The 12,612-nt window shown below is 59.3% G+C and carries 10 protein-coding genes; 5 read left to right on the top strand and 5 right to left on the bottom strand.

The features are described from left to right. Nucleotides 1-106: 106 nt before the first annotated feature. Both E5K00_RS00635 and E5K00_RS00630 read right to left on the bottom strand, forming a co-directional pair. Nucleotides 107-847 carry a LytR/AlgR family response regulator transcription factor gene (locus E5K00_RS00635; RefSeq protein ID WP_135460670.1) on the bottom strand — a complete coding sequence of 247 codons (741 nt, stop codon included), beginning with the start codon at nucleotides 845-847 and terminating at the stop codon, nucleotides 107-109. Nucleotides 848-1,043: 196 nt separating this feature from the next. Next, nucleotides 1,044-2,336, bottom strand: coding sequence for a sensor histidine kinase (locus tag E5K00_RS00630; protein WP_135460669.1), 1,293 nt, complete (start codon nucleotides 2,334-2,336; stop codon nucleotides 1,044-1,046). A gap of 271 nt (nucleotides 2,337-2,607) precedes the next feature. On the opposite strand from E5K00_RS00630, the gene E5K00_RS00625 reads away from it, so the two are divergent. Beyond that, the gene (locus E5K00_RS00625) at nucleotides 2,608-3,369 is read left to right on the top strand and encodes a hypothetical protein (RefSeq protein ID WP_135460668.1); all 762 of its coding nucleotides are present in this window, start codon (nucleotides 2,608-2,610) and stop codon (nucleotides 3,367-3,369) included. Between the two features lie 15 nt (nucleotides 3,370-3,384). On the opposite strand, the gene E5K00_RS00620 is transcribed toward E5K00_RS00625, so the two are convergent. Both E5K00_RS00620 and E5K00_RS00615 read right to left on the bottom strand, forming a co-directional pair. Next, nucleotides 3,385-4,824: a M48 family metalloprotease gene (locus E5K00_RS00620; RefSeq protein ID WP_135460667.1), complete on the bottom strand. Its 1,440-nt coding sequence runs from the start codon at nucleotides 4,822-4,824 to the stop codon at nucleotides 3,385-3,387. A 319-nt stretch (nucleotides 4,825-5,143) separates the two neighbouring features. Beyond that, nucleotides 5,144-6,598, bottom strand: coding sequence for a M48 family metalloprotease (locus tag E5K00_RS00615; protein ID WP_135460666.1), 1,455 nt, complete (start codon nucleotides 6,596-6,598; stop codon nucleotides 5,144-5,146). Between the two features lie 347 nt (nucleotides 6,599-6,945). On the opposite strand from E5K00_RS00615, the gene E5K00_RS00610 reads away from it, so the two are divergent. Both E5K00_RS00610 and E5K00_RS00605 read left to right on the top strand, forming a co-directional pair. After that, nucleotides 6,946-7,944 carry a DUF2157 domain-containing protein gene (locus tag E5K00_RS00610; protein WP_135460665.1) on the top strand — a complete coding sequence of 333 codons (999 nt, stop codon included), beginning with the start codon at nucleotides 6,946-6,948 and terminating at the stop codon, nucleotides 7,942-7,944. Then, nucleotides 7,925-9,148 (top strand): hypothetical protein, encoded by a 1,224-nt coding sequence (locus E5K00_RS00605; protein ID WP_135460664.1) that lies wholly within the window; start codon nucleotides 7,925-7,927, stop codon nucleotides 9,146-9,148. The genes E5K00_RS00610 and E5K00_RS00605 overlap by 20 nt, the downstream gene beginning before the upstream one ends. Before the next feature lie 272 nt (nucleotides 9,149-9,420). Here the strand turns inward: E5K00_RS00605 and E5K00_RS00600 are convergent, their stop codons facing one another. Then, on the bottom strand, nucleotides 9,421-10,758 hold the full coding sequence (locus E5K00_RS00600; protein ID WP_135460663.1) for a type IX secretion system plug protein: 1,338 nt from the start codon (nucleotides 10,756-10,758) through the stop codon (nucleotides 9,421-9,423). A 387-nt stretch (nucleotides 10,759-11,145) separates the two neighbouring features. Between E5K00_RS00600 and E5K00_RS00595 the strand changes: the two genes are divergently transcribed. Both E5K00_RS00595 and E5K00_RS00590 read left to right on the top strand, forming a co-directional pair. Beyond that, a complete protein-coding gene (locus E5K00_RS00595; protein WP_167856686.1) occupies nucleotides 11,146-11,811 on the top strand; it encodes a hypothetical protein in 666 nt (221 codons plus the stop codon). Between the two features lie 202 nt (nucleotides 11,812-12,013). Further along, complete coding sequence (locus tag E5K00_RS00590; protein WP_210114262.1) at nucleotides 12,014-12,472, top strand: nuclear transport factor 2 family protein; 459 nt, start codon at nucleotides 12,014-12,016, stop codon at nucleotides 12,470-12,472. Nucleotides 12,473-12,612: the final 140 nt, after the last annotated feature.

Raw genomic sequence — 12,612 nt, 5'->3', positions numbered from 1 at the left:
GTCGTTGTAATAGTAAAATAAGCCCCTCTCCCAGAGGGGAGGGGTTGGGGTGGGGTCAACGACCGCACGCCACATGCTCTGCATGACGGCCTTTGTAGCCCCTCGCTCACACCTGAAACCGCTTCATCAACTCGTCCTTCTTGCGGCGAGAAACTTCGATAATCGAGTCGTCGGTGAGTTGCACGTAGCCGCCGCTGCCCTTGATGTAGCGCTTCACGTGGGCCGCGTTGATGAGGTGGGACTGGTGGACGCGGATAAAGCCGTAGTCGGCAAACAGCTCCTCGTATTCTTTGAGCGTGCGGCTGACCAGAATCCGCTCCTTGCCGTCGAGCACGAAGAGCGTGTAGTTGTCGTCGGACTGGCAGCGCACCACCCGGGCCACGTCCACCACCTCGAAGCCCTGCATGGTGGGCAGCACCACTTTGCCGGCCAGGCCGGTCCGCTCGCGCATATTGTCGTAGAGGGTGTGCAGCTGGGCGGCTACGGGCGCTTTCTGGCGCTGGGTTTTGGCCACGGCCTCGCGCAAATCGGCCACGCCCACGGGCTTGAGCAGGTAGTCGAGGGCGCAGAACTTGATGGCCCGCAGCGCGTACCGGTCGTGGGCCGTGGTAAAGATGATGTCGAAGGAGGCCGCGCCCAGCATATCGAGCAAATCGAAGCCCGAGCCCAGAGGCATTTCCACGTCCAGAAACAGCAGATCGGGCGTTTCGCGGCGCAGCAGCGCCAAGCCCTCCTCGGCCGAAGCCGCCTCCCCGATGATGGTCACCTCGGGGCAATAATGCTCCAGCAGGGCCCGCAGGGCTTCCCGGGTGTTGGTTTCGTCGTCGATAAGGATGGTGCGGGTCACGGGCAGATCGGTGGTAATGGATTGGGCAGCAAGGTAAGTCAGACTATAGCTGAAAAGCCAATAGAAGCCCAAAACCGGCTGTCATGTCAAGTAAAGCGAGACATCTCGCGTGTTTAAGTTAGGATAGTAACCATACCTCAGCACGCGAGATGTCTCCCTGCGGTCGACATGACGTTTCATTTTTAACAACGGCGCTTTATGCGTGCTGCCGCGGAATGCGCACCACCACGCGGGTGCCGGTGGCTTCCCGGCTAGGGCTTCCCAAATCGGTAATGTCAATGGTGATGGACAGCCGGGCCCGCCGATTCAGCAGCGCCACCCGCTCCTGCACGATGGCCATGCCCCGGGACGGAAAGCCGGCGTGGGTGCCGCGCTGCCCGGCCGCCCGCTCCCGCCCGATGCCGTTGTCTTCCACCACGGCCACCACATACTCCCCTTCCCCGCTGATGCGCACCGCCACCCGGCCCTGCCCGATGTGGTGGGCCAGCCCGTGCCACACCGCATTTTCCACGAACGGGTGCAGCAGCATGGCCGGAATTTCCTCCTCCAGCAGCGCCTCGTCGGCCGTCACCTCGTAGGCAAACTGCTGCTCGAAGCGCAACGCCTCCAATTCCAGATAGGTACGTAGCAGATTCAGCTCGGTGCGCACACTCAGCAGCGGCTGGCGCGACTGTTCCAGGATCAGCCGCATCAGGCTGCCGAAGCGGGTCAGGTAGTGCTGGGCGGCTTCGGCCTCGTGGCGCAGAATGTATTTCTGAATCGACTGCAGGGAGTTAAACACGAAGTGCGGATTCATCTGGGCCAGCAGGGCCTGCTGCTCGGTTTGGGCCAGGCGCAGCTGCACGTGCTGCCCGCGCTGCCTGCGGCGCCGCACCCAGAACCCGCCCCCGAGCAGCCCCGCCCCGACGGCCGCCGCGCCCAGCCATTGCCACTGGAAAGGCGGCTCCTTGGTCACGCGCCGGATACCCTGCCGGGTCACGAATACCCAGCTGCGCGCGTCCTCCCCGATAAACTGCACGTCGAGCCCGCGCAGGGCCGCTACGGGCGTCAGGCGGCGGTTTTCGACGCGCACGGCCCCGCTGCTGGTCCCAACCCAGAGCGGCCCGTCGGCGGCCTGATACAGAGCGTTGATCTGCTTACTGGGCAAGCCGTCCTGGTAGGTAATTTCCCGAAAGCCCGGGCCCTCGTACACCAGCAACCCTTCCCGCGTCCCGACCCACACCTGCCCGCCGGCATCCCCGGCCAGGGCCGTGACGGTATCGTTGCTCAGGCCGTTGCGGGTGGTGAAGCGGGTGCGGCGCTGGTTTTCGGTCAGCTGCAGGCCAGGCGCGGCGGCCTCCCACACCCGGCCCTGCTGGTCGATGAGGTGCGGTACGGTACCAACTGTGCTTGAAGTATGCTGGCCCAGCGCCAGCTGGTACGGCAGAACTGTACTCAGGAAACTGCAAAACAGTAGTTGTCGAAGCCTACGCAGAGGCATCTGCTTCATTGTCGTACTCAAAGTGAATGGGGAAAGCCGAATAGTTTCAGGCGGTGGCTTTGGCCGCAAGGTGCCACTTTTATTTCAGCCTTGGTAGCACCTGCTTGGCGCCTGCCCGTCACCGGTAGCCGCCACCATCGAAGGCCGTGCGGGCGGCTCCACGGTGGTGCTCAAAACCGAGTTGCGGCGGCAGGCGTAGCAGCGGCAGCTTTTTCAGCGGCAACCAGTACCTTCAACACCCCGGTTGGTATTCGACCGGGGCATTTTTATAATCTTTTCTATGAAGAGCGTTAAACTGTGGCTTCTCGCTGGCGTGGTATTGACTGTAATAAGTCCGTTTATTTTCACACGCACGTTTGGAATAATTAATTTCCAAGAGACAGGCCCTATTGGAGATACAATAGGGGGCATAACAGCTCCAATTACTAATTTAATAGGAGCAATTTTAGTATTCTATGCATTAAGAGCACAGATAGATGCCAATGAACTAGTAAGAAAGCAGTTTGAACAGCAACAAAAAGAAGAAAATGCGCGAAAAAAGTTATTTTATTTAGCTGAGAATATCAACACCATCAGAAATGATATCAATGATTTTAGCTACACAAGTAACACAAAAACAACTATCACAGAAGGAGGAGTCAGGGAAGTAGACAAAGAAATCATCCCATATAAAGGCGCCAGCGCTTTCAGCGCTTATATCAAGGTCTTACCTAATTTAATCAACTACTATTCAAACCAAGGCTTGGATCCTTTCGAATCACTGCCCAAGTTATTTGAACTTGAAAAGTTATTGGAAATGATTAATAACATAATTGACAGCGTCAATACAGCTGACATATCAAATGAAGACAAGAAATATTTTATGTCGGTTGTAGCTTATCAATATATATCGAAAATAAAACCTGCTTTTAACTCAAAAATACAAGAGTATAAAAGTATCCCAACACACCTGACTTTTAAATCCGATTTTGGAGAATCAGAATCTGTATTCACAGATAGAATATGGTCTATAATATCTTCTATCGATTCGAAGATATTATAGACCATATTCCATTATCTACTTCCCCACCACCTTAAACAGCGTCCCGGCCGGGAGCTTGGTCGTGAGCTGCATGCCGTTGAGAATGGCCATGTCCTCGCGCCGGGCGCTGGGCACGCCGTTGGCGGCCAGGGCGGCCGAGAGCGTCGTGGCGGTTTTCACCGATTTGATGCGGATTTTCTCGGGCTGGCGGTTCAGCTTGCTGGCGTCGGTGAGGCGGGCAAAGCCCTGGGCTACCTGGGTAAAGACCGGGGCGTAGGTGCCAAACGAGGCCGGGGCCGTCAGGCCGATGAAGGCGTAGATGCTTTTGCCGTCCTGAATCAGGTAGCTCAGCGTTTTGGCCGACTGCTCCTGCGTTACCTGGTCGGCCTGGATGGCTACGGCGGGAAAGCCGTTGATGGTGGTGCGGCTGGCCTGGGCATTCTGCAGGCTCAGCTGCTTCACCAGCGCCTCGGCGGCGGCATCGAGCGACGAGCCGGGAGCGGGCACCAGGGCCATTAGGGCTTTGCCGTTGGGCTCGGCCATCTGAAACTGCTCGGGCGAGTTCTGGTGCTTCCAGCCCGAAGGCACGGGGAAGCGGAACTTCAAGTCAGGGTGGTAGAAGGTGCCGCCTTCCACGAAGCCCTGGCGCGGATCTTCGCCGAAGGGCAGACCCTCGATGGAGCGCAGGTACGTGTCGCGGTTGACGGCCAGTCGGGCCGAGCCGGCCTGCTGCTTGGCCTGGGCGGCCAGGCCTTTCACGCGGGTGTAGCGGTCGGCCGAGTTGGGGTGGGTACTCAGAAACGTGGGAATGCCGCCGGCCCCGCTTTGCGCCTCGGTGCGTTGCAGGGTCTGGAAGAAGTCGGCCATGTTGGCGGCATCGTAGCCGATTTTGGTCGAATACTTCACGCCCAGCACGTCGGCCTCATTCTCGGCGTCGCGGCCGTATTTGAGCAGCCCCAGGCCCACCACCTGCGACAGGGGCTGGGCAAAGCGCCCCACCAGGCCCGGCGACACCACCGAGCCCACGCCCAGCAGGATGCTGCTGATGGTGCTGCGCGTCTGCTGCTTCTGGCCGTGGCGGGCGGTGATGTGGCCCAGCTCGTGGCCCAGCACGCCGGCAAACTGCGCCTCGTTGTTGAAGTAGGCCATGATGCCCCGGGTGAAATACACGTGGCCGTCGGGGGTGGCAAAGGCGTTGATGACCGGCGAATCAACGATGGTGAAGCCGTAGTCGCCGGGGCGGTCCGAGACTTTGTTCATCTGCTGGCCCTTCGTGTCGATGAGCTTTTGCAGGGTGGCGTTGCTATACAGGCCAAACTGGGCCAGCACGGCCGGGTCGGGCTTGGGGCCCTGCAAGGGGGCCAGGTTGAGCGTGAGGGGCGTTGAGGCCGGAGCGGAGCTGATAGAACCGCCCAAAGGCAGCAACAGAAGCAGGAAGGCACCCGTGGAGAGGCCGCGCTTGAGGGAAGATTTCATAGGTCAGAAAAGCGGCCCGGGCCGCGTCGTGTGGGAAAGGATGAGCTTGCAACGGCCGGGGTGTGGGCAGGGTTGCAAACCGGGAGAACCATCACCCTGGCCGCGGCAAAATGCAGCAGTTAGGCAACGCAAGCCAAAAAACCTGCCAAACCTGGACCCCTCCCCAACCCTCGCCGCTTGATGCGCGGAATCCTCCGGGAGAGGGGCTTATTTTACCATTACAACGACATCTTTACAGGGCTTAGAAGTCATTGCAGTGCTAACCTAAGCCCCTCTCCCGGAGGATTCCGCGCATCAAGCGGCGAGGGTTGGGGTGGGGTTACTTACCCACCACTTTAATCAGGGAGCCGGCGTTGACCTGCTCGTTGAGCTGCATGCCGTTGAGAATGGCCATTTCCTCGAGGCGGCTTTCGGGGACGCCGTTGGTTTTCAGGGCCTGGCTCAGGGAGCTGCGCAGCTTCAGGGTCTTGACGCGCACGTGCTCGGGCTGGCGGTTCAGCTTGTTGGGGTCGGTGAGGCGGGCAAAGCCTTCCATGGTGCTGCTAAACGTGGGCTGGTAGCCGGGAAAGTCGGCGGGGGCGGCCGCGCCGAGCAGCACGTAGATGGTCTTGCCGTCCTGAATCAGGTAGACCTGGGTGCGCACGCCGGCCACCTGCTGCCCGGTTTGGGGGTCTTGCTGCACCTGGTCGGCCACGAAGGCCAGGGCCGGGAAGCCGCCCACGGTGACGCGGCGCGAGTCGGTGGGCTGGAGGCTAAACTGCTTTACCAGGGCCTGGGCGGCTTCGTCGAGGGAGGCGCCGGGGGCGAGGGCCAGCATCATCAGGGCCTTGCCGGCGGGGTCGGCCATCTGAAACTGCTGGGGCGTGTTCTGGTGCTTCCAGCCGGCGGGCACCGGGAAGCGGAACTTCAGCTCGGGGTGGTAAAAGGCGTTGTTTTCCACGAAGCCCTGGCGCGGGTCTTCGCCGTACACGATGCCGTCGATCAGGCGCAGGTACTGGTCGCGGTTGATTTTCAGGTTCGTGGGGTTGCCGTTCTGCTGCTTCCACTGGTCGGCCAGCTGGTGCACGCGGTTGTAGCGGTCGGCCGGGTTGGGGTGGGTCGAGAGGAAGTCGGGAATGGCCTGGGTCTGGCTTTTTTCCTGCTCGCGCTGCAGGGTCTGGAAGAAATCGGCCATCTGGGAGGCGTCGTAGCCGATTTTGCTGGAGTACTGCACGCCCAGCTCGTCGGACTGGCTTTCGTCGTCGCGCCCGAACTTGAGAAACAGCAGCTGCAGGCCCTGCGAGGCCTGCTCGCCAAACTGGGCCAGGCGGGGCGAGGCAATCATGGCCCCCAGCAGGCCCACCTGCCCGATAATGGCGTTGGTTTGCTGCTTGGCCGAGTGCCGGGCCGTGACGTGGCCGATTTCGTGACCCAGCACGCCGGCAAACTGCGCCTCGTTGTTGAAATGGGCCATAATGCCCCGGGTGAAATACACGTAGCCGCCGGGAATGGCAAAGGCGTTGATGATGGGCGAGTCGACGACGCGGAACTGGTACGTCAGCTCGGGCCGGTGCGACACGGCGCCCATGGCCTTGCCCTTGTCATTGATGAACTTTTGCAGCTTCTGATCCGGATAGAGGCCAAACTGAGCCGTCACGGCCGGATCGGACTGCTGGCCCATGGCCAGCTCCTGCCCTTCCGAGACGAGCATGACTTCTTTTTTTCCGGTGACGGGGTTGGTGGCGCAGGCGGAGGTCAGCAGCAGGGCGGCGGCCAGCGGGAGGGTGTTTTTCATCAGGTCAGGTGGGTAGAACGAGAGTGTTGGTGCAACGCTACGCCAAAAGTTTGGTTGTCGCCCCACGCGCCGGCCGCACGAGGTACGCCGGCTGGCGTACCTTCTCGTTTTATTTCTGATTGGTACGCCACAGCTGGCGTACCTTCTCTTTTTATTTTTAGAAGGTACTCCAATCGTGGCGTACCAACCTTTTTTATTTTTAGAAGGTACTCCACCTCTGCAGTACCTTCTCGTTTTCGCTTGAGCAGGTACGTCTTCGGGTTGCCGGGGCCAAAACAGGGGCGGATAATCGGGAAAACTCTATGTTTACCCGCCGGCGGCCCTCCCCTACTTTTTACCTCTGCCCTATGACCGATAAAATCCTGGCGTCGTTGCGGGCCCTGCACCTGATTTCGGAGGAGCAGGCCGCTGGCATTGCCACCTACGAGCGGGAAAAGCCCTTTTCGCTGTATTACGAGCTGCGCACCCTGCTTTCCCTGGGCGTCACGCTGCTGAGCACCGGCCTGGGGTTGCTCATCTACCAGAACATCGACACGCTGGGCCACGGCGTCATCGTGGGCCTGATTGCGCTGGTGTCGGCGGCGGGCTTCGGCTACGCCTACCGGAAGCGGCAGCCGTTTACGTGGCAGCAAAACCCCAACCCCAGCACCGGGGCCGACTACGCCCTGCTGCTGGGCTGCCTCACGCTGCTCACGCTGCTGGGCTACCTGCAATACCAGTACAACCTGTTTGGCACCCGTTACGGCCTGCTGGTGCTGCTGCCCACGGTGGTGTTCTTCGTCTGCGCCTACCGCTTCGACCACCGGGGCGTGCTGTCGATGGCCATTACCGGGCTGGCGGCCTGGGTGGGCGTGAGCATCGCCCCGCTGTCGGCCTTCACCCAGAACGACTTCGCCGTGCCCCACCTCGGGGCAGTGGCTCTGGTGCTGGGCCTGGGGCTGGCGGCCGTGGGCCTGGTTTCCGAGTACCAGGACCGCAAAAAGCACTTCGGCTACACCTACCTGCTGCTGGGCAGCAACGTAGCCCTGCTGGCGGCCTGCACGGCCCTGCTCAGCGGCCCCTACGACCAGGGATTTATGCCGCCGGTGCTGGCCGCCCTGCTCATCATCGGGCTAAGCGCGGCCCTGGTCTGGTACGCGCGCCGCACCCACTCCTACGTGTTCGTGCTGCTGGGCGCCTTGTACGGCTACGTGGCCGTTACGTACCTGATGTTCCAGGTGGTGGAGCTGATTCCCGGGCTGGAGGGGCTGCTGTTCTTTTACTTCCCGCTGTCTACCGTGGGCGTGGTGCTGTTGCTTCTCAACCTGAAAAAAATAGTGGCGAGCCATGACGAGAAAGGCCTATAACGAGCAGGGAATCTTCAACCGCCTGGTGCAGGACACGGCCCGGCGCTGGGCCAAAACCGGCCTGCTGACGCCGGAGCAGGCCGAAAGCGTCAGGCAGGCTTTCCCGACCGATTTCTACGAGCCCCACCTGTTCGTGAAGGTGGCGCTGTTCCTGTTCACCTGCTTCGCCGTGTCGGGCGTGTCGGGGGTGGTGTTTTTGTTCGTCAGCCAGGGCGCGTCCGGCGGCTCCCACAGCTGGGAGTGGCGGCTGCTGCTGGGCTGTATGCTGTGCGGGGTGGGCACGTTCGTCCTGCTCGAGACGCTGATTACATCCAACCACCTCTACCGCTCGGGCGTCGACAATGCCCTGCTGTACTGCGGCCTGGGGTACGCGGGGGCCACGCTGCTGTCGTTCTACAGCCTGGCCCTGCCCAACTTCGTCGACCCCGAAATCCTGCTCGGGCGGGGCGTGCTGTGGCTCTACCTGCTGCCCCTGCTGGTGCTGGTGGTGCTGGCCGCCATCCGCTACGCCGACCCGGTGCTGGGCGCGGTCAGCTTTTTCCTGTACCTGGGCATCGTCGTGACCCTGCTGCTGCCCTCGGCCCTGGGCAAGGCCCTGCTGCCCTTCGGGTTGATGCTGGCCTGCGCCCTGGCCTACCAGGTGGTGCAGTGGCTAACCCGCCGCCCCGACTACCTCTACTACCGCACCTGCGTGCGCACGGTGAAAGTATTGGCCCTGGCCTGCTTCTACCTGGCCGGCAACTACCTGGTGGTGCGCGAAGTCAATGCCCTGCTCCTGGGCTTACCCAATTCGGTGCAGATCAGCTTTGCCCCGCTGTTCTACCTGTTTACCGTCGCCATTCCGCTGCTCTACCTCTACCTGGGCCTGCGCCGCGCCGACCGGATTTTCCTGCACACCGGCCTGCTGGCCCTGGCCTTTTCGCTCTTCACCTACCGCTTCTACCGCTCGGTGCTGCCGCCCGAGTGGGCCCTCACCCTGGGCGGCGCGGTCCTGATTGTGGTGGCGGGCTGGGCCATGCGCTACCTGCGCCCGGCCCGCCACGGCCTCACCGCCGAGCCCGCCGACAGCCCCGGCCTCAGCATCCTGAACCTGGAATCGGTGGTGATGTCGCACGTGGCGGCCAACACGATGCAGGCCCCCGAGCCCGGCTTCCAGTTCGGCGGCGGCAGCTCCGGCGGCGGCGGCGCGGAAGGGAAGTATTAGTTGTTAGTTGTTGGTTGTCGGTTGTTAGTTGTTAGTTGTTGGTTGTTCGTTCTGTCATCCTGAACGTCGCGAAGCAGAGTGAAGGACCTTCCTCCCCTAAGTGACAAGGCTCATTCAACGCATAAAAGCCCTTTACCACTGTTGCGGCAAAGGGCTTTTGCACATTGGCACAAACCGCGGTGGGCCAGGGTAGGAAGGTCCTTCACTCTGCTTCGCGACATTCAGGATGACAGAACGAAAACCTCACTCATTCACTCATTCACCACCTCACCTCAAGGCCTGCGGCTGTTTACGGCCAGCATCTGGTAGCCGATGAGCAGGTCGGCGCGGGTGCCGGGCGGGCGGTAGTAGACGAGCAGGTCGTACTGGTTTTCGGTTTCCTGGTGGCTGCCTTCGAAGTACACGTCGTCGGGCGGGCCGCTGGGCTTGCCCACCACGTAGTAATAGTTGTAGTAGCCTTGCTTGAGCAAGGCCGTGCCGGTGTACTGCTTCTGCTCCTCGTTGTAGGTCAGCTTGAACTCGTCCTTCAGCTGCCAGTCGGACAGGGCCCCGAACACGTAAACCGGGCCCGGCGCGGCCGACGGGGCCCGCAGCTGAAACGTGACGTTGGCGTAGTCGGCATTGGTGGCGCCGTTGCCGTACTCGCGGCTCTCAATCACGCGCTGCCCGTTGATGTCGTCGAACTGGGAGTAGCTCTGGCCGTTGCGGGTGGCTTCGGGGCTGAGCACCACGGCCCGGGGCGAGGCGGCCGGGTCGAGCTGGGCCACGCCGGCCCCGGCTACGCGCAAGGAGCGCAGGTCGGCGTAGCGAAACTCGCTGCTGGCGGCAAAGGCGTTTTCGAAGTTGAAGTACTGGTAGTCGAGCCGCCGCTCGGCGTCGCGCACGAAGGTGGGGCGCAGGTTGGTTTTGGCGTTGTCCCAGCGGAAGTTCTGGCGCAGCATCACCTTTATCTCCTGGCTGGGATTCACGATGTTGAAGCCGCCGTAGCCGATGGAGAAATCAACCTGTTGCAGGGTGTAGCGCTCCTGCCCGGCCACCGGAATGCCCTGGCGGATGGCTACTTCCACGCTGTTTTCATACACCAATAGCCGGCGGCTGAGCACCGGCACGCCCCCCGCCCCGCTCACCACCAGCAGGTAGTTGCCGCTGAGCTTGACGCGCGGCACCTGCATCCGGTAATGGTAGTACGGCACCTTCACGTTGACGCCCGTGCGGTAATCGGTGATGAGAAACTCGTTGATTTCGTTGAGAAACTGCATGTCGGTCAGCACCGAGGGCTTCCAGTCGGCGTCGCAGTGCACCAGCTTGGCCGTCATCCGCTCCGAGCTGCTGCCCAGCAAATCGAACTCCAGCACGATGGGCTGCTGCTGGCTGATAGGCACGATGGGGGGCTGAAACACCTCCGTATTCACCCCCGTGCCGACGTAGCACTGCACGGTGCGCACGTCGGGGTCATACACGTAGTCTTCGTAGCGCAGGGCTTTGTCGGCGTAGTACTCCGGGGGGCGCTGCTGCCCCGGCTGCCGGGCGGCGTTGGGGTCGGTGATGGGCGTACCCAGGGGCACGCAGGCCGGGGCGGCCAGCAGCAAAAGCAGTAAGAGACGGTGCATAAAGGCGAATGTAGGGGGAAGAAGCCGCTTCGCAGCGCGGGCGGGTGGCAATCCGAACGGCAAGGAACCACTTATCCTGCCAAGCTGCCCACCCTACGACCGGGGTATACGCTCGGGGTGGCGAACAGCAGAAGCTGATGACCGGAAGCAGGTGCTCACTCTTTACCCCAACCGATAGCCGAATGATTCAGGATCGGCCAGGCCACGCCGGTAGCAAGACTACCGAAATAACTACCCGCTTATTAACCTTCGCTATGGAAAACACCAAGTAGCGTACTCCTAGCTATATTGACCTGCATTGCGCTACTCAGTAATGTACTATGGGCGGATTGCCGCTACATACAGTGCCGTTGAGTAGCGGCAATTCAAACGTTACAAGCAACTATAATGACGTCAACCCTCATAGCAATCATACTGACCTTTCTGACTTTGCCTTCCATTTACGGACAAACAAAGGCAACGTCGTGTGACTGCCCGAAAACTCAATATGCGGGAACAAAATCCGATACGACTTTTCATCTTTCCAATGGCAAAACAATTGTTTTGTGTGGCTACAAAAACCCTGACAGCAAGCCGGCAACTTTTTCGGAGTTTATTCTTGCCGCCTGCGGACAAGGCAAAATCATTAACTTTTGGGGTGCGACGCTGACTTGCCGACTCAGAGTCAACAAAGACGTATTACTTGTTGACAACCTTCGTAATCTACCAACAGGAAAGGGCCTAAAATATCAGGAAACCGTTTGGACAACAGAAAAAATATTTTTCAGCGGACAGAAAGTAATTAGAGAGGTTACGGTTAACAGACAAATCAGGAAATACAGCCAAGACGAAATTCAAACTGTTTTGAAAATGTATAAAACAGCAACACCAGGTCTTAACGACAGTAAAATGAAATTAGCGAACAAACTTTTTATTGCAACAATTTCGGGCAACAAAAACGCAAGACAATATTTTAAAGAGTTTAAAAGCAGATTCGGAACCCTGGACGGTGCATTTGCAGAAGAATACCACGACTTGACCGCCATGCTAGAACTATGGGACAGAAAAGAATAGCTGCCCATAACACGGGTTTTACTTCAGGCTGAGTGACGTGCAAACTGGGAGCTTTGTGCGTCTATTCAAATCCAGTGCTGGTTGACAGTGTTGTATTCCGAAACCCACCCGAACGCCAAGCCCCAAACCGTTACCTGCAGGCAACGCAAAACGTTAAAAAGAGCCTATGAAAAGAATAAGGACCGCTGTTGTTTATATAACCTTGGCGTGGATTACTACCGCTTGTTCTATTTCCCGACCCAGCAGTAGCGAGGCAGCAAAATCATACACACCGGCATCGAAAGAGCTATACAACACTATTGCCCACATGGACAGCGTGTTGTTTGACGCATTCAACAACCGGGACCTTGAGAAACAAAAGCTACTATTCGCAGCCGACCTCGAATTTTACCATGACGAAGGAGGCTTAACGAACTATAATCAGGTTATTGAAAATACCAGCCGGCTTTTCAGCCAAAACAATGGACTAAGAAGAACGCTTGTCCCCGGCAGTCTTCAGGTATACCCTATCAAAGACTACGGCGCCATTGAAATAGGCACACACCGTTTTTGTCACCAGGAAAACGGGAAAGATGATTGTGGCACATTTAAGTTCGTTCATATCTGGCAAAAAAGAGCCGACGGCTGGAAAATAACGAGAGTAATTAGCTACGACCATTAGGCTAACCAGACTTTGTTTTGGCGTGACCGGGTTTCATTGAGCCACAAAACAAGCAATGAACACTTGTACAGGTATTCGGCATTGGTACGGGCCGGATAAGTGGTGAATGCCGCCACGTTGCCAATACGGTAACGTTACTC

It is taken from the genome of Hymenobacter aquaticus, from assembly GCF_004765605.1.
Taxonomy (GTDB): domain Bacteria; phylum Bacteroidota; class Bacteroidia; order Cytophagales; family Hymenobacteraceae; genus Hymenobacter; species Hymenobacter aquaticus.
This window is presented reverse-complemented; position numbering and strand designations above follow the sequence as displayed.

Bases quoted from the DNA above. Each gene is read 5' to 3' on its own strand.
- E5K00_RS00595 (WP_167856686.1), top strand. From the start codon at position 11,146: ATGACGTCAACCCTCATAGCAATCATACTGACCTTTCTGACTTTGCCT.
- E5K00_RS00605 (WP_135460664.1), top strand. From the start codon at position 7,925: ATGACGAGAAAGGCCTATAACGAGCAGGGAATCTTCAACCGCCTGGTG.
- E5K00_RS00610 (WP_135460665.1), top strand. From the start codon at position 6,946: ATGACCGATAAAATCCTGGCGTCGTTGCGGGCCCTGCACCTGATTTCG.
- E5K00_RS00620 (WP_135460667.1), bottom strand. From the start codon at position 4,824: ATGAAATCTTCCCTCAAGCGCGGCCTCTCCACGGGTGCCTTCCTGCTT.
- E5K00_RS00625 (WP_135460668.1), top strand. From the start codon at position 2,608: ATGAAGAGCGTTAAACTGTGGCTTCTCGCTGGCGTGGTATTGACTGTA.
- E5K00_RS00615 (WP_135460666.1), bottom strand. From the start codon at position 6,598: ATGAAAAACACCCTCCCGCTGGCCGCCGCCCTGCTGCTGACCTCCGCC.
- E5K00_RS00600 (WP_135460663.1), bottom strand. From the start codon at position 10,758: ATGCACCGTCTCTTACTGCTTTTGCTGCTGGCCGCCCCGGCCTGCGTG.
- E5K00_RS00630 (WP_135460669.1), bottom strand. From the start codon at position 2,336: ATGAAGCAGATGCCTCTGCGTAGGCTTCGACAACTACTGTTTTGCAGT.